Origin of the sequence: Oribacterium sp. KHPX15, assembly GCF_900107835.1 — a bacterium.
In the GTDB taxonomy this organism is placed as follows: domain Bacteria; phylum Bacillota; class Clostridia; order Lachnospirales; family Lachnospiraceae; genus Oribacterium.
Genome location: NZ_FNRG01000012.1, coordinates 1 through 20,414 on the forward strand (window position 1 = coordinate 1; position 20,414 = coordinate 20,414).

Below are 20,414 nucleotides of genomic sequence, written 5' to 3' on the forward strand. Positions count from 1 at the left end.
ATAATCAGTCACTTATGAGTGAACTGACCGAGGAGGAAAATGACGATGGCGAGGAGTAAATCCATGGCATCAATCGATGCAGAACTTGCAAAAGTAACAGAGGAACATGCCAAGGCACAGGCGCGATGTGATAAGATCGCTGCAAGAATACTTGAACTCCGAAAACAAAAACAGGAAATCGAAGCAAGACAGATCATGGATGCATTCATCAACAGTAACAAGAGCCTGCAGGAGGTTCTGACGTTCCTTGAAGTATAGGGGAGAAATCCCCTATTTAATGGTTTAGTGTAACTTTTTTGCAAAGTCTACATAAAACCTACAATGACGAAGCGGCACTCAGCTACGCTATTCTTTATGCATATTATGCGGCAGAAAAGTATTACACCATGCTTCCTGAACTGGATGCGGGGAAAGGATATGCTGACAGGGTATATATTCCACGCCCGCAGTATGCTGACAAGCCGGTTCTTATCATTGAGTTGAAATACGAAAAGGATGTGGATGGTGCCATCGCTCAGATCAAACGGCAGGAGTATCCGGACAGACTGGAAGCATATAGGGGAAATATCCTTCTTGTGGGGATAAACTACAACAGGGATGCTAAGAATACAAGTGGTGAATTTAAGCATCACACATGTGATATTGAAAGAGTGTAATCAAAAAGGTCATTTACCGGTCAACTCCGGGTTAAGTGACCTTTTTCTTTTTTTATGCTAGACTAAAACCAGAATTATTGAATTAAACAACAGATTCATGTTGCTGGGGAGATGGATTATGGGAATTTATTTGAATCCGGGAAATGAAATGTTCAGGCGGGCGTCATCGGCAGAGATTTATGTAGATAAGTCCATGCTTCTTAAGGTGACTAATCGTCTGATCGATGCAGATAACAATCTCATATGTATGGCCAGGCCCAGGAGGTTCGGGAAAACTATAGCTCAGAACATGATAGCAGCCTACTATTCGAGAGGGTGTGACTCAAAAAAGTTGTTTGATGGCTTAAAGGTTTCAAAAGATCCTGATTTCGAGAAGTTTCTCAATAAATATAATGTTATCCAGCTTGATTTAAATAGTGAATATCAGAACACTAAGGATAAAGTGAATCTGATAGGAGGCATTCAGGAAAAGGTAAAAGACGAGATTAAGACCACATATCCTGAGATTTCAATTGAAGAAACGGATTCCTTGGCGGAAGCAATACTAAAGATTTATTCTAAAACGGGAGACACTTTCATCATCCTCATCGATGAATATGATGTTTTGGTTCGTGAACAGGTACCACAGAAGCTTTTTGATGAGTACCTGAGCTTCCTGAATGGTCTTTTCAAGAGTAATACCCTGCGTCCGGCCATATCCATGGCATATCTCACAGGTATCCTTCCGGTTGTGAGAGACAAGATACAGAGTAAACTCAATAACTTTGATGAGTATACTATACTTGGTGCCGGCAGGTTTTCGGAGTTCATGGGATTTACTGGGGAAGAGGTGAAAAATCTCTGCGCAGAGTACAACATGGATTTTGACGAGTGCCGCAACTGGTATGACGGTTATGTTGTGGATGGATGGGATATTTACAGTCCTGAATCAGTCATAAAGTCTATGAAGATGCATAAATTTGGAGGATATTGGGGGAAGACATCATCTTACAAGGTTATCGCAGATCGTATAGAACAAAATTTTGCAGGAACCAAAGACGATATCATAAGGATGCTTGCCGGCGAAGAAGTTGATGTCAATGTAACAAGCTATCTCAATACCATGAACGACTTTGCCACAAAGGACGATATGTTCACATATCTGATCCACTTAGGGTATCTTGCATATGATGATGAAGAACAAACCTGCCGCATCCCAAATCGTGAAGTGCGTCAGGAGTGGTTCAATGCTATCGCCGTAAGTCATGATTATAAAGTGACGGATGAGATCATCAAGAACTCGAAAGAACTTTTGAAGAAAACTCTTCAGGGGGATGGAGAGGCCGTGGCAAAGGCATTGGACATCTCCCACATTCATGTGGCATCAAACAGAAGCTACAATAACGAGGACGTGTTCCAGAGTGCAATTTATCTTGCCTTCATTTATGCACTTAATGAATATGATGTCAGGAAAGAAATGACAACCGGCAAGGGCTTTGCTGATGTAGTTTATATTCCGCTTAACAAGAAGCTTCCGGCCATGGTGATAGAGCTGAAACACAACAAATCCTCGGAGAGCGCCCTTCAGCAGGTAAAGGATAAGAAGTATTTTGACTCCATGGAAAGATATACCGGAAAGGTTCTTCTGGTGGGAATCAATTATGATGAGCATACTAAGGAGCATACCTGTAAGATAGAACAGTTGGTGAAAGATTAATTTCTTTTCCATACAAGGATTATACAATTATTTTTAAAGTCGAAGATATCTATGTACGCATGGATATTTTCGGCTTTTTTATTTATGTGGATATATGGTAAAAAGAACCACCCCGATCCATGACACCCATCGACAAAAAAAGATCCATTAAGAAAATACAAGGAGTATAGACAATGAAGGTAATAGGTAATAAGCTTCGTAAACTATTGGCCCCGGCCATCGCTTTGTCGCTGATTGCTTTTCCGGTGTCATTGAATTTTGTCGTAGCTGAAGAGACGGATCAAAGCGCTTTGGCCTCCGGATCGGAGGTCGAGAAAGTTTTCATCAAGGATTACTGGACCAAAGACTCTCAGGCTGCGAAAAAGATCAATGATTACATAGGTGCAGTGACGGATGAAGCTTCATCAGATTACATCCCCGTTAAGGATCGTATAGCGGTTTTCGATCTGGACGGAACACTGATGTGTGAAACCGATCCTTTCTGCTTTGAGTATATGGTTTTCGCAGATTATGCACTGAGCCATTCGGATGACATGTCTGAAGAGGTTCTGAGTGTTGCCCATGAGATCATGGAAGCCACAGGCAGGAAAAAACCGGATGGCATGAGTACCAGACAGGCAGAAGCAGCAGCCAAAGCTTACAAGGGAATGACTATGGAGGAACTTGCTGAGGTTGTTGAAAACTTCAAGTCAAGTGAAGCCTGGGGCTTCACGGGCATGACAAGAGGCGAGGCCTGGTACAAGCCCATGCTGGAGCTTTTTAAGGAGCTTCAGGATAATGATTTCAAAGTCTATGTAGTCACTGCCACGGAGCGGAACATCGTGCGTCAGATCGTCGCCGATACTCTGGACATCCCACCGGCACAGGTCATAGGCACAGAGTATGGTTACACCGCAACCAATCAGGGAGATGCTGAGGATACTGACTATACTTTCACATCTGAAGACAAGATAGTGTTTGACGGTAACTACTATGGTGAAAATGCCAAGACCAGTAAGGTGGACGCCATCGTGAGAGAGATCGGGCAGCAGCCGGTGCTTGCATTCGGCAATTCCTCCGGAGATCTCGCCATGGCTGTTTACACCATCTCTAACAATCCATACAGAAGCGAGGCTTATATGGTACTCGCTGATGATCCTGTAAGAGAATATGGAGAACCTGACAGTGCTAAGGAAAAGAAAGAGTCCTATGAGAAGGTGGGTGTCGATACTATCTCCATGAAGGATGATTTCCTTACCATCTATGGCGATGGCGTAATGAAGAATACCATGGCGCGCTATAAGCTTGAACAGGTGGTGGCTCTCAGCAGACATAACCTTCGTGCTCCTTTATCAAGTAATGGTTCTGTCCCACAGGAGCTCACACCCCACGAGTGGATCAGGTGGACAGCTAAATCCAGTGAACTGACCACAAAGGGCGGGATCCAGGAAACAAACATGGGACAATACTTCAGAAAGTGGCTTGATCAGGAGGGACTGATCCCGGAAAACAGTATCCCTGAAGAAGGTGAGATCCGTTTTAATGCAAGAGAGAAGCAGCGCTGCAGAGCAACAGCCAGATACTTTGCCTCAGGAATGCTTCCCCTTGCGGACGTTAAGGTGGAGTATCCCACAGCCACAAATGGTCTCGAAGATTTTATGAAACCGAATCTTAAGTTTTATTCGGAGGAGTACGCTTCCGATGCTGAGGAACAGGTCAGATCCATGGGCGGTGATGCAGGCTTTGACGGACTTACGGACGAGTTGAGGGATGCCATAAAGCTTATCATGGATACCGTTGATATGGAGGACAGCGAAGCCTATAAGGATGGGAAGTACGGCGATCTTTTAAAAGACAGTTCAGGCTACAAGATGGCTGAGGGTCAGGAACCTGATATAACAGGTGCCATAAAGACAGCAAGTCAGGTGGCAGATGCGCTGGTTCTTCAGTACTATGAGGAACCGGATCTCAAAAAGGCAGCCTTCGGACACGAGCTCAGTGAATCAGACTGGGCAGAGATAGCAAATGTACTTACAAAATATGAAGAAATAAAATTCGGTGCACCGCTTGTATCGGTAAACATTAGCAACCCACTTGTCCGGGAACTGGAAAGTGAACTTAAGAATGAAAAGAGGAAATTCAGCTTCCTCTGTGCTCACGACTGTACAGTGTTTACGACTTTGACTGCTCTCGGAGTGAAGCCATATACTCTTCCGGACAGCATTGAAACAAAAACACCGATAGGTGTGAAGGTGCTTTTTGAGCGTTGGCGTGATCCGGAGGGTGAGGCATGGTACAGGGTCAATCTGGTTTACAGAAGCACTGAACAGATCAGAGATTCAGCAGTTCTGTCACCGGAGAATCCTCCTATGAGATATAACCTTAGCTTTGAGGGTGTGCCGACCAATGAAGACGGCCTGATCTCAGAAGCCGATCTTTTCGGTATGTTTGACCGTACCCTGGCTCAGTATGATGAGCTTCAGGAGAAATACACGAAGGAAACATGGGATGCAGCGGCTTAAGTGAAACAGATATCCACAAGATATATTCTTATGAGTGAGGAAGAATGGAATACATATGATACCTATCGACAGTTTTCCCACCAAAAAACTTAAAGGCATAGAATACAAGGCGGGCCGCGTTTTCCCCTTCGGCGCGTCCATAGTTCATGATGCAGTAAATTTCAGCATATACTCAACAGAGGCCACAGGCTGCACCCTGCTCCTGTATCACAAGGGAGCGGAGAAGCCTTTCGTGAAGATCCCATTCCCCGATGAATTCCGGATAGGCGACGTTTTCACCATGATGGTTTTCGGCCTTGACATTGACGACCTCGAGTATGCCTATCTCATGGACGGTCCCTATGATGAAAAAAAGGGCCAATGCTTCGATAAGGAAAATCCTCTCCTGGACCCTTACGCTAAGGCTGTGTCAGGAAGAGCTGTCTGGGGCGGAGAAATGCATAAGTACCTGGACGAATCCGACTACACCGGACTTGAGAATATCCTTGAGGAGGAACCTGAGGCAGAATACGTAAAGCGCCGGCAAAAACGGAAAAAAACCGGCAGAAACATTGGCTTCAGAGGTCGTGTAATAATGGAGGACTTCGACTGGGAGGGCGACAGACTCCTTAATATCCCCAAGAAGGATCTGGTCATCTACGAGATGCATGTCAGAGGTTTCACCCGTCATGAATCCAGCGGCGTAAAATACAAGGGCACCTATGCCGGAATCTGTGAAAAGATTCCTTATTTAAAGGAACTTGGAGTTAACTGTGTTGAGCTTCTTCCCATCTTTGAATTTGATGAGCTTCAGAACGACTTCTCGGTGAGGGGTCAGCAACTCTACAATTACTGGGGCTACTCCACTGTAAACTTTTTCTCCCCCAAGGCCGGCTACGCTGCTTCCGGCAGCCTCGGCATGGAGGTGGATGAGCTGAAGTATACCATCAAGACGCTTCATAAAAACGGAATCGAAGTGATCCTTGACGTGGTGTTCAATCACACCGCCGAGGGAGACGAAAAAGGGCCGGTTATTTCCTATAAAGGAATAGACAACCGAACCTATTATCTTCTGACCCCCGACGGCCACTACTATAACTTCAGCGGCTGCGGCAATACCATGAATTGTAACAATGCTGTAGTCCGGAGCTTCATCAAGGACTGCCTCAGATACTGGGTTGCTTCCTATCATATAGACGGATTCCGTTTCGATCTTGCCTCCATCCTCACCAGGAATCAGGAAGGGGCGCCAATGATCTCGCCCCCTATTCTTGAGAGCCTCGCTCATGATGCGGTTCTCGGAAGGGCAAAGCTTATTGCGGAGGCCTGGGATGCCGGCGGACTTTATCAGGTGGGATCATTCCCCTCCTGGAACAGGTTCTCTGAGTGGAACGGAAAGTACAGAGACTGCGTAAGAAAATTCATAAAAGGAGAGGCAGAATGCGCTCCCGAGCTTTACAACAGGATAGCCGGATCCGAAGATATGTATCCGGGCAAAACTCCGGCTGTATCCATTAACTTTATAACCTGTCATGATGGCTTCACCCTCCGGGATCTGGTTTCCTACAACGAAAAGCACAACGAACAAAACGGCGAGGGAAACCTTGACGGTGCCAATGACAACAACAGCTGGAATAGTGGGGCAGAGGGAGATACTGACGACGAAGAGATCCTCAACCGCAGAAGAAGGCAGATGGAAAACCTGCTGACAATTCTGTTCCTTAGCCGCGGTGTGCCTATGCTTCTCTCCGGAGATGAGATGGGCAACACCCAGTCCGGCAACAACAATGCATATTGTCAGGACAATGAGACCACCTGGCTCGACTGGACCGGACTTGAAAAGTATGATGATTTCCATAACTTCGTGAAAAACATCATTTCCTTCAGAAAGGCCCATCCGGTTTTGAGAAGCGAAGACTTTTTCAGAGGCCACAACGGCACCGGCTACCCTGAGCTTTCCTTCCATTCGGAAACTCCCTGGCAGCTGGACATGAACGCCCCAACCCTGACTTTCGCTTTCATGTACGCAGAAGATCGTAAGAAATTTAACGTAAAGGAAGACAGCTATATCTACGTAATGGTCAATGCCCATTGGGAGCCTCACACATTCACCCTCCCCATACTCCCCGCCGGCTTCACCTGGCACCTTGCCACAGAAAGCGCCGGCCGTTCCTACCCCGTCGGCAAGGAAAAAGACATGGGCCTCCCCGCCCAGTGGACCCTCGGCTGCCGCATGACCGTCGTAATGATAGCCAAAAAGCGAGGATAATTGTATCTATTCATTCGTAAAAGTAAATTAGGCCGGAGCAGGATGCCCTCCTGCTCCGGCCCTCGTTTTATTAAATAAATAATATATCTCACAAATACTTATCAGAAAAATATTCTTGCCGATAAGGAAATTGTAGAAACTAAAAAACTGTTGAATCTCAGGCAAGGATTGCCGGAAGTAAGAACAGTACGGAACGTTACAAGGCCGAAAAGCAAGTACGCTCCATATATTCGGGTACAACATAGCTTAGGACAGCGCAGGAGGAAACAAGATGCAAAAGTTCAGGAACATGAAGGTCAAAGACAAATTCATCACAACCATAGTGATCATAGCGGTTGCCATCATCGTACTGGTTGGAATTTCATTCGGCTCTTTCTCAAAGATGAGTGGAATGATGAAGCAATTTTCAGGTGTACAGTACAATAACACCAAAGCACAGATGGGAATGCGTAAGGATATACAGACAATCAACAAACGTCTGCTCCTTACCATGCTTGATCCCGAAAACAATTCTGTGGCCGACCAGAGAGCGGATTTTGATGAGCGATTTGCAGATATGCAGGACAGCATCGATTCCATCGCAAAGACCCTGGGAGATGCTCAGCTGACCTCAACTCTGCAGACGAGATTTAATGAACTTAAGACCGACTCCTACAAGATCCTTGATATGATGGATGCGGGAGATAGGGAAGGTGCGGCAGCCTACTATAAGGATGGATTTAATGTCATCACCTCCGAGAACTTCTCAGGAGCCCTTGGAGATGTGGGAAGCCTTTCAGATAAACAGGCGGCTGACCTCATCGAGAAGTCTGAAACATTTGAAAAATTTGTAACAGTACTGCTTGCAATCCTCGGAATTGTGGTAATCGTTTTGGTGATTGTGGTATTCATGAGTCTTGCAAACATGATTATCCAGAATGTCAAGCTTGCCAATTCCACTATGGAAAATATCGCACAGGCAAAGTTCGATACCGAAATCGACAGAGACAAGCTTTCAAAGGATGAGCTCGGTGTGATGGTAGGCAATATGGCCGATGTCAATATGAAGCTCCAGTTCCTTATCGATGATCTCAGCACCATGCTTACAGCCATGAGCACGGGAGATTTCTCCGCAAAGCTTAAGAATCCTCAGATTTATGTTAATGATACAGCAGCTATCAGAACCGGTTTCGAAAAGATCTCCGAAAACCTTTCAGAAATCTTCTCCAACATGAATGAAGTTGCCGCAAGAGTACAGAATGGTTCAGAACAGATCGCAGCAGGATCCATGGCTCTCAGCCAGGGTGCTACAGAGCAGGCAGCTACTCTTCAGGAGCTTTCCGCAACTGTAGGATCACTTAATACCAAGGTTAAGGATAGTGCAAGATCTGCACATGAGGTTGAAGACTTCTCCGCAGGCGTTGCCGATAAGCTTACCGAGCAGAATGAACAGATGGCAAAAGTTCAGGATGCAATGAAGGAGATCGAAGACAAGTCCAATCAGATCGAGAATATCATCAAGGCTATCGATGACATTGCCTTCCAGACCAATATCCTTGCACTTAATGCCGCTGTTGAGGCAGCCCGTGCGGGAGCAGCCGGCAAGGGCTTTGCGGTTGTAGCTGACGAAGTAAGAAATCTTGCAGGTAAGTCCGCAGATGCCGCAACAGAAACTTCAACTCTTATCCAGTCTGCAATTGAGGCTATCCATAAGGGTTCCAAGATGGTTGGATCCGCAGCCCATGAGCTGGATGCTGTTAAGGATAATGCTATCAAGTCCAAAGAACTGGTTGCTTCCATTGCCGGCGAGATGCAGAAGGAAGCCGAATCCATTTCCGAGATCACCACAGGTCTTGAGCAGATCTCCCAGGTGGTACAGCAGAACAGCGCCACAGCCGAAGAAAGCTCCGCTTCCAGCAACGAGCTTAACGATCACGCAACACTTCTCAAAGATATGGTTGCAAAGATCACTTACTAAAAAATATTATAGAGAACTTATATATAATAAGTAAAAACACAAGAGCTGCCACCCGGCAGCTCTTTCCTGTTTTAAGCATTTACCGGTGGTTTTCTCATCCGGCATCTATTGCTTGTTTTAATGGCACAATTTAAAACAACACAAATACTTTGTGCAAATTATCTTAAATTTCAGCATTAATTCACCGAAATTTAACTACTTTTATATTTTCCTTGTTGCATGCTGTTTTGAATCATGTTATAGTGATACTAATAGAAAACTCATAATTTTTAATAGAAATTATAAGTATTTTTTTACGTAAGTTATTTAATAGTCTGATGCAGGGAAGCAGCAGAGATCATCTTTTAGAGAGGGACGGATCCAAGTCTAGGGCATTCAGCCTCAGGAACCGTGTATTGACTCCATGAAAAGTTAGTTTCCAAGGACGGGCGAAACACACTAAACGCTATTTATAAAATTTAGCGTACTATTTGCTTAGTTAAAAATTAGGTAAAATTTACAATTTTTAAGATTTAAGAGGGCCTTGAGTATGGAAATTAATGATCAATTTATCACACCAATGAAGCCGTGGGATCTCACTGAAAAGGGAACCATTCGTAATCAAAGACCTGAGGAGACTGAGGGCGCAAAACTGTTCAAGGAAGTTCTGGATCAGACTGTGAACAATGTTAAGACCACTCAGGCAGACGTTGAGAACAAGCAGTATCTCCTTGCAACAGGACAGCTTGAGGATGCACATTCGCTTCCTATAGCTGAGTCTAAGGCTGCCATAAGTCTGAGCCTTATGGTTACATTACGAAATAAGGCATTAACCTCATATAACGAACTTTTGAGGATGAACAGCTAACATCGGGGATGGGGATCAGAGTGGAGTGAACTTTGGAAAACTTTAAAGAGCAATGGGGGAAGTTGTCTAAACGGAGCAAGATAGCCGTTATAGGCATCATTGCAGCAACGGTGATAGCCGCTGCTGTGGCAATTATTTATTTAAGTTTAAATAACAAACCAAAATACAGTGTTCTGTTTACGGGGCTGAGTACCGAAGAAGCATCACAGGTGGCAGGTCTTCTGCAGGACGAGCAGATCCAGTATACCTACAATGCTTCCGACGGATCCATCAGGGTTCTTTCGGATAAGGTAGAGGCAACGAGAGTTTCCCTTTTAAGTAAGGGTTACCCGAAGAGCGGCTTTGCTTATGACATGTATATAAGCAACGCCGGTCTCATGACAACAGAATCAGATAAAGAGCTTTACACCCTGTACGATCTTCAGGATCGTCTGGGAGCAACCATCCGTCTCTTTGACGGAGTACAGGATGCCAAGGTAACCATAGCTCAGGGGTCGGATGACAAGTTTGCATTGAGTACCACCGAGACTATAGATGCCTCCGCATCTGTAGTTGTTACCATGAAGGAGGGGAAGACTTTATCGAAGGCAAACGCCAACGCCATCCGGAATCTTATTTCAAGATCCGTTAAGGGCATGAACTTCACAAACGTTTCGGTCTTTGATGCCGAAACCATGGAAGAAGTTGGCATAGATAAAGAGGAAGAAGATACCAGTAAGCTGGTTCAGGATCTCACCCGTAAAGTTGAGCGCGAAATAGCAAACAACATCAAACACGTTCTCGGAAAGCTTTACGGAGATGACAATGTAGCTGTATCCGTAAAGGGTACTCTCGATATGACAAAGCTCATATCGGAAAATACTGAGTATACTGTTCCGGATCAGCCGGAAACAGCTGAGAACAGAGAAGGTCTTCTCAACACAGAGAAGTACAATCGTGAAGATTCCGGTACGGCAGCAGACGGAGCCGCCGGCGTTGTAGGCACTGATGCCAATGCTGATACTCCGAGATATGTGAACCAGAATGGAGAAAACACAACCATCAACGGATATTCGTACAATGCTTACGAAAGAGAATGGCTGTTCAATGTTCTTAAGGAGCAGAGAGAGATCCCGCCTGGAGCTCTCAAGGATGCTTCGGTGGCTGTAGTTATCATGACAAGCGACACCGCGGTTCAGCAAAAGGACCTCATCAATCTGGTTGCGGATGCGGGAGGTATTCCGAGGCTTGAGGCCGCGAATAAGATAACTGTCATTCGTTCAACTCCTGCACCTGAACCTACGGAAGAAACTGGAGAAGGAGCGGAAGGCGAAACAGAAGAAGAGGCTAAGGTTCCTCTGGTTGCATTTATTGCAGCTATAGCCGGAATCGTACTGCTGCTTCTTATCATTATCCTCCTCGTTCTTCGTAAGAAGAAAAAGAAGAGACTTAAACTTGAGGCAGAAGCTAAAGCTCAGGCAGAGGCAGAGGCACAGGCAGCAGCGGAGGCAGAGGCAGCAGCTGCAGCAGAGGCGGCAGCAGCGGCAGAAGCAGAAGAAAACAGCCGCGAGAAGCAGGAGGAGAGAGAAATCGGAGCAGAGGAAGAAACCAGTGCGGCAATGCAGCATGGCATGCGCCTGAAGCAGAATATCGGAGAATTTGTTGATAACAACCCTCAGGTAGTCGCAAAGCTTATCCAGAGCTGGATGCTTGAAGACGATGATGATGAGGGAGAGGAGATAAACAGTGGCAGAAGAAAAGACCGTTCCGGTAGAAAGTAAAGCGGAAGAAACTATCTCGATCGATCCTGTGAAATATATTGCAAACAGAAAGCTGACTCGTAAACAGAAGGCAGCACTTGTCATTGTATCTCTGGGAGCAGATCGTGCATCACAATTATATAAGTACCTTAGTGAAGCGGATATCGAGGAGCTGACATATGAAGTAGCAAGACTGGGAAAGACTACGAACAAAGAGGTAGAGGATACCCTGGACGAGTTTTACAAGCTTTGTCTCACTCACAAGATGATGACTGACGGTGGAATCGACTACGCAAAGGTAGTCCTTGAAAAGGCCTTTGGCGAATCCACCGCCAAGAACCTTCTCGAAAAGGTTTCAAAGACCCTGGCTTCCAAGCCCTTCAACTTCTTTGCGAAGGGTGATCCGAAGGCACTTCTGTCACTGCTTGGAAACGAACGACCACAGGTTATCGCCCTCATCATGTCTTATATGGAGGCAGAGCAGTCTGCCAAGGTTCTTGAGAACCTTCCCGAGGAAAAGCGCATTCCAACAGTTACAGCCATGGCAAACATGGACCGAGTTTCACCGGATGCCATTGCCATAGTTGAAAGCGAAATGAAGCGTAAGTTCAGTTCTATCATCACCAGTGATGAGAATATGAACCTCGGTGGTATCGATTATGTGGCTGATGTCATGAACCATATCGACAGAAGCTCTGAAAAGAAGATCTTTGATGAACTCGATGTATCGGATCCCGATCTTTCAAAGGACATCAGAGACAAGATGTTCGTATTCGAGGATATCCTCTTTATGGATGTTCGTTCCGTTCAGAGATTTATCCGCGATTGCGATACAAAGGATATTGTATTTGCCATGAAGACTGCAAGCGAAGATATGAAGACCATATTCTTCAACAACATGTCCAAGCGTCAGGCAGAAACGGTTAGAAGTGATATCGAGACTACAAGTAATGTTCGTCTCAAGGATGTTGAGGAAGCTCAGCAGCGTATCGTTAACCTTATCCGTAAGCTCGAGGAACAGGGCGAGCTTGTAATCAATAAGGGAGGAGGAGATGATGAAATCATTGTATAAGGTGAAATCGTCTCGATCCATAATCAAGGGTGGCCGTAATGTAAGTGTTCAGACCTTTGTTCCTCCCATAGAAAACTTCAATAAAGATGAAGTGGAGGAGGAACCTGAGGTTATCGTAAATCAGGTGGAACCGGAACCCGAACAAAAAACAGAAGTTGCCTATCAAACCTACAAGGATGTGCCAGTAACTAGTCCGGAGCCTGAAAAGCAGAGCGAACAGGTGAAATCGGACGAAGAAATAGCCATCTTGCAGCGTAAGATGCTGAGGGATGCGGCTGACAGAGCGGAAAAGATCATTAACAGGGCCAATCTGGAAGCTGAACAGATCAAAAAAGAAGCCTATGACGAAGGTTACAATGCCGGACATCAGGAAGGCATGGCGGATGGTCACAGGGCAGCACAGCAGCAGGCGGAGGCGGATTTCAAACTGACTATAGAAAAGTACCAGACCGCTGTAGCTCATTCAATCATTCAGATAGGTGAGGAAAGAGAGGAAAGCTTTCACAGATACCTGGATGAGCTGAAGGATGTAGCAATAGCCGTTGCCGAAAAAGTCATTCATATAAGCCTCGAAACCTCCGGAGAGATCATTAAGCGTATGATCATAGCCGAGGTTGAAAAGATGAAGAAAACGGAGTGGATCAAGATCTACATAGATAAGTTTGATTATGAAAAGCTTCTTTCGGTAGACGAGGACGTGGCTGCAGACCTTGCAAGAATTTCGGACAATGTCAAGTTTGTTGTCCAGGATAAGGAAAGCATGGGTTATGCGGTTATAGAAACACCAAGTGAGATGATCGATATAGGAGTTTCCTCACAGATTGACAATATCAGAGAGAATCTCAACAGTATCGATATCATGGAACAAAACGAAGAGGGTAATGAGTAATGTTTGAGAAGCTCCCGGAGATAATCCGGAAGTCGGAAACAGTGGGTCGTGTAGGAAAGATCGAGAACATCGTTGGAATGGCTATCGAAGCTTCCGGCGACAGGGCAAGTGTCGGTGACATCTGCATGATCCACAATGAGGAATTGAATAAAAGTATTCCTGCTGAGGTGGTTGGCTTTAAGGGGGACAGAGTTCAGCTTATGACTTATGAGGCTACATCGGGTATCACATCAGGAAGCTTCGTAAGAAACACAAAGCACAGACTCAGAGTTCCGGTTGGGAATTTCCTTAAGGGACGTATCATTAACGCTCTCGGGCAGCCCATGGACGGAGGCCCCGCATTTCCCGGAAATGCTTCTACCTATACGGTTAACAGCGGATATACAAATCCTCTCGACAGACCACCTATACGCTCAAGACTGGACTTCGGTATAAAGGCCATCGATGGTCTCAATACCATCGGAAAGGGTCAGCGTATCGGAATCTTCGCAGGATCCGGAGTAGGTAAGTCGACTCTCATGGGCATGATAGCCAAGAATGTCAAGACAGACATCAACGTCATAGCCCTTGTAGGCGAGAGAGGACGAGAGGTTCTGGAATTCGCACAGAGAGACCTTGGGGAGGAAGGTATGAAGCGTTCGGTGCTGGTGGTGGCTACCTCAGACCAGCCGGCGATGCTGAGACTTAAGTGCCCTCTCGTTGCCACAACTATTGCAGAGTACTTCCGTGACAGGGGGATGGATGTACTTCTCATGATGGATTCATTAACCAGATACGCTATGGCACAGCGAGAGATAGGTCTCGCCACAGGGGAACCGCCTATAGCGAGAGGTTATACACCATCCATCTACGCAGAGTTTCCGAGGCTTCTTGAAAGAGCGGGGCAGTTTAACAAAGGCTCCATTACAGGCGTTTATACGGTTCTTGTGGAAGGAGATGATACCAATGAACCTATCGCCGATACAGTACGTGGTATTCTTGACGGACATATAGTTCTGTCGAGAGCACTGGCGGCGGAGAACCATTATCCCGCCATAAACATTGGCGCCAGCGTAAGCCGTCTTATGGCTGAGATCGTATCACCGGAGCATTACAAATATGCTTCCAATATGAGAAACCTTTTGGGACTCTATCAGAAAAATGCAGATCTCATTTCCATAGGAGCTTACAAAAAAGGTACCAATGCTGCACTGGATGAGGCGGTGAGCAAGTACGTAGACATCAATAAGTTTTTGTGTCAGGGGACAAAAGAATCTTTCAGCTATGATGATGTGCTTAAACAGATGAAAAGAATTGTTGGTTAAAAGATAAAGGGAGAAAGGAAAAAAGGCAGTAACAATGAAAAAGTTTCAATACAATCTTCAGTCAGTGCTTGAGTATAAGCAGAGGATACTTGATGATCTCAAGGAACAATATGCTGTAAGAATGAAGTTTGTGGAAGAGAAGAAACTTGAGATCCGGAACTTAAGAGCCAAGGCAGACGCCCTTACGGTTGAATTTGATGAGGTTAAAAAGACCGGGGCAGCCATAGAAAAGTTCCTTATGTATTCATCAATGATCGACAATCTTGATAAACAGGTTGAGATGGAAAAAGAAGCACTTAAGATTTTGCAGGCTAATGCCGATAAGAAAAAGGATGAGGTTGTGGCAGCAAACATCGATGTCAATAAGTTTGTAAAGCTTAAGGAAAAGAAGCAGATGATCTATAAGGCTCAGGAGCAGAAGGATCAGGAAGCTTTCATCGATGAGTTTGTATCCAACCAGGCGAATTCCATCGGGAGATCGGCCTGACAACGCAGAGTAAAAGGTGATCCTCATGCAATGCATGGATTACATATATTTAAACCATATTATTCTATTATAAGAAAGGAGGCAAAATTTGGAACTTGTTAGTAACTATTTTTCGGGTTCTGCGGGAACAGTGACCTTTGGTCCGGGCGGATCCGGCTATAGTTCTGATAACAGCTCATCCGGAACAGGCGGAATTGATTTTTCAGCCCTGATCTCTGAAAAGAGCGGAGCAGACTACCGGAACACCAAAACCAATGAGGGAAACAAGACACAGAACGGTCCCTCAAAAGGAAAGGACGATACGGTCAAGGCTACAGCCAAACAAACAACAAAACAGACAACTAAGGAAACAACAAAACAGACAGCTAAGGAGACTCGGGAAACAGATAATTCCGATGAGATGAAGGCAAGGACAGAGGAGGATATAGCAGCTCTTCAGGCTCTTGTAAGTGCCATGGAGGCAGACAGGATCGTATCTGACGAAAATACCGGAGTCGAGCTTGCAGAAGAGGATGACACAGCTGCTCTTAGTGCACTGGTAAGTTCCCTGGAAGCCGACAGGATCACTCCTAACGGTAATGCCGGAGTAGAACTTGTTACCGAGAGACTTGTGACAGAGGCTAAAGCACCTTCGGTAACAGCTCAGACAAAGGTTTCAGACGATACTTCAGGACCTGTGCCGGTACTTCAGAATTCCGTTCCGGTAGAGGATGGAAATTCAGTTACAGTGACTGAAAGAAACGGAGAAGATACGGAAGCCGCAAACAAGGCAGTACTTGAGACTGAAAGAAACGGTTCGGCTGTCACAGATGCCAAAACCGAGAACGTTGGTGATGACACTAGGATAAATAATTCTATAGCAGATAACAGAAAAGGGAACGTTGATGACACAGGTAAGAGTCCTGAGGAGATACTTAAGAGCCTTGAAGGTCAGGGACGTATCGTATCAGAAAGCGGAAGTTCTCCAAGCGGACAACCTTCTACGGACACCAACGGACCTACAGGAAGACCCGGTGACAGCACTATGGCAAAAACAGAAAAAACCGAGGTTGGCTCCAATACTTCAAAGACTAAAGCAAATACAGAGACAGAAGATGATTCTGATCCGACAGCAGCAGTCCCGGTAGGATTTGCAACCCAGACTCAGAAAGTAACTACACAGCAGGAATTACCGGTGGGCACAAACGAGACCATGATGATGCGTACATCGGAGTCAACACTTACAGATGACCTTACAAATCTTGTTTCATCAAGATTCCCCTCAAAGAACGGTCAGCTTACTATCGAGCTTGATCCTGAAAATCTTGGTAAGATCACCATCAATGTAAACTATGACAGCGGACATGCAGCGGTATCCATCAGTGCTACAAACAGTAAGACCCTTGAAATGCTTACCCAGAGTGCTCCTCAGATGGCGAATATCATTCAGCAGAAGACCGGACAGGAAACCAGCGTATTTGTACCAAATACACAGCAGAGCAACACAAAGCATGACATGGCTGAAGGAAGAGAGTCAAACGAGAACAGAGAACAGCAGAAGTCACGTCAGAATGAGCAGCAGTCAAGAGCTGATGAGACAAACAGCACAGCATTTCTTCATCAGATGAGGCTTGGACTTGTGTAATGGTGACTTAACAACACTCATTAAAGCCGATTCATGAAGTTATGAATCAGAAAGGAGAAATATATGGCAGATGTATCGGGAGTATCCGGAAGTACCAGTCCGTACAACACCGGAAGCTATTCCGTAGAATCCAATGATAAGAACACACTGTCCATAACCAGTTACTTTAAGCTTCTGGCAGCGCAGCTTTCAAGCCAGGATATGACCAATCCCATGGACAACAGTGAGCTTCTGGCGCAGATGTCCCAGATGGCCATGGTGCAGTCACTTTCCTCCATGACAAAATCCGTTGACAGCCAGATAGCATTTGCTCAGCAGAGCTACTCGGTTGGGATGATCGGTAAAGAGGTAACGGTTCTTGTGGAAGGTGAAGCCGGATCCGGGCAGTCCACCACAACCAAAACAGGAATCGTGGAATCTGTGCATCTTACGGATGACGAACCTATCATAAGGCTTAAGGGTGATACGACAGATTACAAGATCTCGGATATCGCAAGCATCAGTAACGGTAGTTCTTCAGGAAGCTCTGCTTTAGAGCCGGGATCAACCGGATAGGTTTAAACAATATTTTCAAGAAAGCCGGGACCGACCGGATAGATAAAACAGAATATTGAAGAAAGGAAAGTTATGGATTTTGATCTTACTTCAAGGAGACTGCAGTCAGTAGAATACAGTAATCTCACAAAAAGCAGAACTGAAGCAGTCAACACAAATGATACCGGTACTTCCTTTCAGGAACAATTGACGAAACTACAGAACGAGGCAAAGGAAGATTTAAGCTTCAGCAAGCACGCAGTGAGGCGCCTCGAGGAGAGAAACATCGAGATGAATGACGGTCTTATGGATGATCTCAGGAATGCGGTTTCGGAGGCGAAGAAGAAAGGCGCAAAGGATGTAGCGGTTATCGGTCGTCAGGGGATTTTCATAGTAAATGTTCCCAACAATGTTGTGGTGACCACCATGGCGGAGGACGATATGAGAAACAAAACACTTACAAATATAGACAGTGCAGTATTTATGTAGGCAGGACCTTTTCAGGATGCCGGGAGTCCGTCCCGAAGTGACGGCTCCGGGGCTGCACTTATCTATCTAAAACTTATCAGGATGAATAAGGTGAACAGTGACTACGCGGTTTGGATGCCGCAAAACCTGTTCCGGGTATAGAAAGGATTTAGAATTATGTTAAGAGCAATGGATGCAGCAGTTGCTGGATTAAGAGCACATCAGGGAAAGCTTGATGTATTATCTAACAATATAGCCAATGTAAACACCTTTGGCTTCAAGGCTCAGAGCTATTCATTTAAGGATACTCTGTATCATACAACCAATGCTTCCGCACAGGGAACTACAACAACTGATAAAACTGCAGCTTTGACCGGTGGTACTAATGCCGCCCAGTATGGTTACGGATCACTTACAGGAAGTATAGCAACAGATTTCACATCTTCAACACCTTCCTATATCGGTGGTTTTAATGCTTCCATAAACGGCTCCGGTTTTTTCATTACCAGCTCGCAGAATATCGTAGCCGGAATAAAAATAAATCAGGAGAATACTACGGATGCTGTTAAAGAGACAACAAATATAATGAAAACAACCGGTTTTAATTATACAAGAGTCGGTCAGTTCAATGTGGACAGTAACGGTATGATCGTGGATTCTAACGGAAATTTCGTATATGGATACAGACCGGATTCTTTTACGGATGCGAAGACTTATGGAATGCCAGAAACCGGTTATAATAAACAGCTAGTTCCGCTGAGAGCTCCTGTGGCAGGTACCAATGTTGTTGATCCGGCAACCGGTGACCCTGTTACCACAACAGCTGCGATGTTTGAAGGGCTTCCTTCGATTCCGATAAAGAGCATTGAGATAGGAAATGACGGAATTGTCAAGGCGATAGTTGAACAGGAGGTTCAGACAAGCGGCACTGCCGGTAAGATCACCAAAGAAATTTCCATAGTTATCGGTAAGGTTGCCATCGCTTCCTTCCAGAACCAGGAGGGTCTCATGAAGGCCGGAAACAATACCTTCACAACAGCATCAAGCGACAATACCGGTAATGTTACAGCAACCGAGCCGGGCGTTGGTGCCACACCTACTCTTATGGCAGGCTACCTTGAGAACTCCAATGTTGATCTCGCAAAGGAATTTACCGATATGATCACCTCTCAGAGAGGTTTCCAGGCTAATTCCAAAGTTATTACGGTTTCTGACGAAATTCTGCAGGAACTTGTAAATATGAAGAGATAAACTTATAATATCTCTTAAAATGCATAAAAATCTTGATAGCGGCGTTATATATAACGCCGCTATAGCCGATAAATTGAGAAGGAATACTATTTTATGATCGAACTCATCCGATTAAACGGTGAACCACTGTACGTAAATTACCTCCAGATACTGTCGATCGAAAAGATACCTGAAACCAAGGTGAAGCTGACAACGGGCGATTATTATCTGGTTAAGAATACATTGGAGGACATCGAAGCTCAGATTATAAGATTTCTGCATGAGGTAGTGATCTTCAGGGGTGTGGATGTTCCGGGTGAGAAATTATAAGATAAGAGGGGTTACAGGAGGCTTAGCTAGATGGATTTAACTCTTATAATCGGTTGGATTATAGCGGCAGCGCTTATCGTCAACGGTATCACTTTCGAAAAACTTGGAAACTTCGTTGATATACCGTCTCTGGTCATCGTTGTTGGTGGTACCATAGCCTGTCTGATAGCTTGTTATCCTTTCAGAATGCTGAAGGATATTCCGAAGCATATCGGAACCTGTCTCAGAGGCCCGAAGAAGTATGATGTTCCGAAAACTGTAGAGCAGCTTGTGGACCTCGCCATGATAGCAAGACAGAGCGGACTTCTGGCACTGGAAGAAAAGGCAGGAGAGATAAAGGAACCGTTTTTCAAATCGGCGGTACTTATGATCGTGGATGCAAACGATCCCGATAAAGTCAGATTTGTGCTTGAGAGACAGGTTGAAGATATGATGACCCGTCATGATGAGGCAAGAGGTATGTATGTTAAGGGATCAGCCCTGGCACCGGCTTTTGGAATGATCGGTACACTGGTTGGACTTGTAAACATGCTTAGAGGTATGGATCTTTCCGGATCCGGAGGTGCAAGTACCCTCGGACAGGACATGGGTGTTGCCATGATCACAACATTCTACGGTTCTGCCCTTGCAAACGTTATATTCCATCCTATCGCACAGAAGCTTGCGGTAAGAGAAGGAGAAGAGGTTCTTTACTGTTCTACGGTTATTGAAGGCGTTATATCCATTCAGTCAGGTGAGAACCCCAAGTATATCAGAGAACATCTTCTTGCATCATTGCAGAGAGGACAGCAGACCAAGCTGCTTAAGAAGGCAGACGGAGGAGGTAAATAAC

18 protein-coding genes are annotated in these 20,414 nt (G+C 45.3%); all 18 read left to right on the forward strand.

Going from position 1 to position 20,414, the window contains the following annotated elements:
• Window positions 1-45: 45 nt before the first annotated feature.
• The 18 genes from BLV86_RS08735 to BLV86_RS08820 all read left to right on the forward strand — a co-directional run bounded on the left by BLV86_RS08735 (window position 46) and on the right by BLV86_RS08820 (window position 20,413).
• Window positions 46-258 (forward strand): hypothetical protein, encoded by a 213-nt coding sequence (locus BLV86_RS08735; protein WP_090816332.1) that lies wholly within the window; start codon window positions 46-48, stop codon window positions 256-258.
• 38 nt (window positions 259-296) lie between these two features.
• A complete protein-coding gene (locus tag BLV86_RS08740; protein ID WP_242873273.1) occupies window positions 297-656 on the forward strand; it encodes a PD-(D/E)XK nuclease domain-containing protein in 360 nt (119 codons plus the stop codon).
• A gap of 118 nt (window positions 657-774) precedes the next feature.
• The gene (locus BLV86_RS08745; RefSeq protein WP_031549224.1) at window positions 775-2,352 is read left to right on the forward strand and encodes an AAA family ATPase; all 1,578 of its coding nucleotides are present in this window, start codon (window positions 775-777) and stop codon (window positions 2,350-2,352) included.
• A 173-nt stretch (window positions 2,353-2,525) separates the two neighbouring features.
• Entirely contained in the window at window positions 2,526-4,853 is a 2,328-nt protein-coding gene (locus BLV86_RS08750) for a histidine-type phosphatase (protein WP_090816334.1), read from the forward strand.
• Window positions 4,854-4,908: 55 nt separating this feature from the next.
• The gene (gene glgX, locus BLV86_RS08755; protein ID WP_090816336.1) at window positions 4,909-7,101 is read left to right on the forward strand and encodes a glycogen debranching protein GlgX; all 2,193 of its coding nucleotides are present in this window, start codon (window positions 4,909-4,911) and stop codon (window positions 7,099-7,101) included.
• Between the two features lie 271 nt (window positions 7,102-7,372).
• On the forward strand, window positions 7,373-9,058 hold the full coding sequence (locus BLV86_RS08760; protein WP_090816339.1) for a methyl-accepting chemotaxis protein: 1,686 nt from the start codon (window positions 7,373-7,375) through the stop codon (window positions 9,056-9,058).
• A gap of 529 nt (window positions 9,059-9,587) precedes the next feature.
• The gene (gene fliE / locus BLV86_RS08765) at window positions 9,588-9,905 is read left to right on the forward strand and encodes a flagellar hook-basal body complex protein FliE (protein WP_031549233.1); all 318 of its coding nucleotides are present in this window, start codon (window positions 9,588-9,590) and stop codon (window positions 9,903-9,905) included.
• A gap of 32 nt (window positions 9,906-9,937) precedes the next feature.
• Window positions 9,938-11,665, forward strand: a complete 1,728-nt coding sequence (gene fliF, locus BLV86_RS08770) for a flagellar basal-body MS-ring/collar protein FliF (protein WP_090816341.1) — start codon at window positions 9,938-9,940, stop codon at window positions 11,663-11,665.
• A 13-nt stretch (window positions 11,666-11,678) separates the two neighbouring features.
• Complete coding sequence (gene fliG / locus BLV86_RS08775) at window positions 11,679-12,716, forward strand: flagellar motor switch protein FliG (protein ID WP_242873276.1); 1,038 nt, start codon at window positions 11,679-11,681, stop codon at window positions 12,714-12,716.
• Window positions 12,697-13,605, forward strand: a complete 909-nt coding sequence (locus BLV86_RS08780) for a FliH/SctL family protein (RefSeq protein ID WP_139297901.1) — start codon at window positions 12,697-12,699, stop codon at window positions 13,603-13,605. Before fliG ends, BLV86_RS08780 begins: the two co-directional genes overlap by 20 nt.
• Entirely contained in the window at window positions 13,605-14,909 is a 1,305-nt protein-coding gene (locus tag BLV86_RS08785) for a FliI/YscN family ATPase (protein ID WP_031549240.1), read from the forward strand. Before BLV86_RS08780 ends, BLV86_RS08785 begins: the two co-directional genes overlap by 1 nt.
• A 34-nt stretch (window positions 14,910-14,943) precedes the next feature.
• Window positions 14,944-15,396, forward strand: a complete 453-nt coding sequence (locus BLV86_RS08790; protein ID WP_090816343.1) for a flagellar export protein FliJ — start codon at window positions 14,944-14,946, stop codon at window positions 15,394-15,396.
• 88 nt (window positions 15,397-15,484) lie between these two features.
• The gene (locus BLV86_RS08795) at window positions 15,485-17,020 is read left to right on the forward strand and encodes a flagellar hook-length control protein FliK (RefSeq protein WP_090816345.1); all 1,536 of its coding nucleotides are present in this window, start codon (window positions 15,485-15,487) and stop codon (window positions 17,018-17,020) included.
• A 63-nt stretch (window positions 17,021-17,083) separates the two neighbouring features.
• The gene (locus BLV86_RS08800) at window positions 17,084-17,575 is read left to right on the forward strand and encodes a flagellar hook assembly protein FlgD (protein ID WP_031549246.1); all 492 of its coding nucleotides are present in this window, start codon (window positions 17,084-17,086) and stop codon (window positions 17,573-17,575) included.
• A 72-nt stretch (window positions 17,576-17,647) separates the two neighbouring features.
• Window positions 17,648-18,043 (forward strand): TIGR02530 family flagellar biosynthesis protein, encoded by a 396-nt coding sequence (locus BLV86_RS08805; protein WP_090816347.1) that lies wholly within the window; start codon window positions 17,648-17,650, stop codon window positions 18,041-18,043.
• Window positions 18,044-18,199: 156 nt separating this feature from the next.
• Window positions 18,200-19,273 carry a flagellar hook-basal body complex protein gene (locus BLV86_RS08810; RefSeq protein ID WP_090816349.1) on the forward strand — a complete coding sequence of 358 codons (1,074 nt, stop codon included), beginning with the start codon at window positions 18,200-18,202 and terminating at the stop codon, window positions 19,271-19,273.
• A 93-nt stretch (window positions 19,274-19,366) separates the two neighbouring features.
• On the forward strand, window positions 19,367-19,582 hold the full coding sequence (locus BLV86_RS08815; RefSeq protein WP_090816352.1) for a flagellar FlbD family protein: 216 nt from the start codon (window positions 19,367-19,369) through the stop codon (window positions 19,580-19,582).
• A 30-nt stretch (window positions 19,583-19,612) separates the two neighbouring features.
• Window positions 19,613-20,413: a motility protein A gene (locus BLV86_RS08820; protein ID WP_031549254.1), complete on the forward strand. Its 801-nt coding sequence runs from the start codon at window positions 19,613-19,615 to the stop codon at window positions 20,411-20,413.
• Window position 20,414 lies beyond the last annotated feature (1 nt).

Excerpts from the sequence above, each read along its gene's own strand:
- BLV86_RS08745 (WP_031549224.1), top strand. The coding sequence starts at position 775 with ATGGGAATTTATTTGAATCCGGGAAATGAAATGTTCAGGCGGGCGTCA.
- BLV86_RS08760 (WP_090816339.1), top strand. The coding sequence starts at position 7,373 with ATGCAAAAGTTCAGGAACATGAAGGTCAAAGACAAATTCATCACAACC.
- BLV86_RS08820 (WP_031549254.1), top strand. The coding sequence starts at position 19,613 with ATGGATTTAACTCTTATAATCGGTTGGATTATAGCGGCAGCGCTTATC.
- BLV86_RS08800 (WP_031549246.1), top strand. The coding sequence starts at position 17,084 with ATGGCAGATGTATCGGGAGTATCCGGAAGTACCAGTCCGTACAACACC.
- BLV86_RS08790 (WP_090816343.1), top strand. The coding sequence starts at position 14,944 with ATGAAAAAGTTTCAATACAATCTTCAGTCAGTGCTTGAGTATAAGCAG.
- BLV86_RS08805 (WP_090816347.1), top strand. The coding sequence starts at position 17,648 with ATGGATTTTGATCTTACTTCAAGGAGACTGCAGTCAGTAGAATACAGT.
- glgX (WP_090816336.1), top strand. The coding sequence starts at position 4,909 with ATGATACCTATCGACAGTTTTCCCACCAAAAAACTTAAAGGCATAGAA.
- BLV86_RS08810 (WP_090816349.1), top strand. The coding sequence starts at position 18,200 with ATGTTAAGAGCAATGGATGCAGCAGTTGCTGGATTAAGAGCACATCAG.
- BLV86_RS08750 (WP_090816334.1), top strand. The coding sequence starts at position 2,526 with ATGAAGGTAATAGGTAATAAGCTTCGTAAACTATTGGCCCCGGCCATC.
- BLV86_RS08815 (WP_090816352.1), top strand. The coding sequence starts at position 19,367 with ATGATCGAACTCATCCGATTAAACGGTGAACCACTGTACGTAAATTAC.
- BLV86_RS08735 (WP_090816332.1), top strand. The coding sequence starts at position 46 with ATGGCGAGGAGTAAATCCATGGCATCAATCGATGCAGAACTTGCAAAA.
- BLV86_RS08785 (WP_031549240.1), top strand. The coding sequence starts at position 13,605 with ATGTTTGAGAAGCTCCCGGAGATAATCCGGAAGTCGGAAACAGTGGGT.
- fliE (WP_031549233.1), top strand. The coding sequence starts at position 9,588 with ATGGAAATTAATGATCAATTTATCACACCAATGAAGCCGTGGGATCTC.
- BLV86_RS08780 (WP_139297901.1), top strand. The coding sequence starts at position 12,697 with ATGATGAAATCATTGTATAAGGTGAAATCGTCTCGATCCATAATCAAG.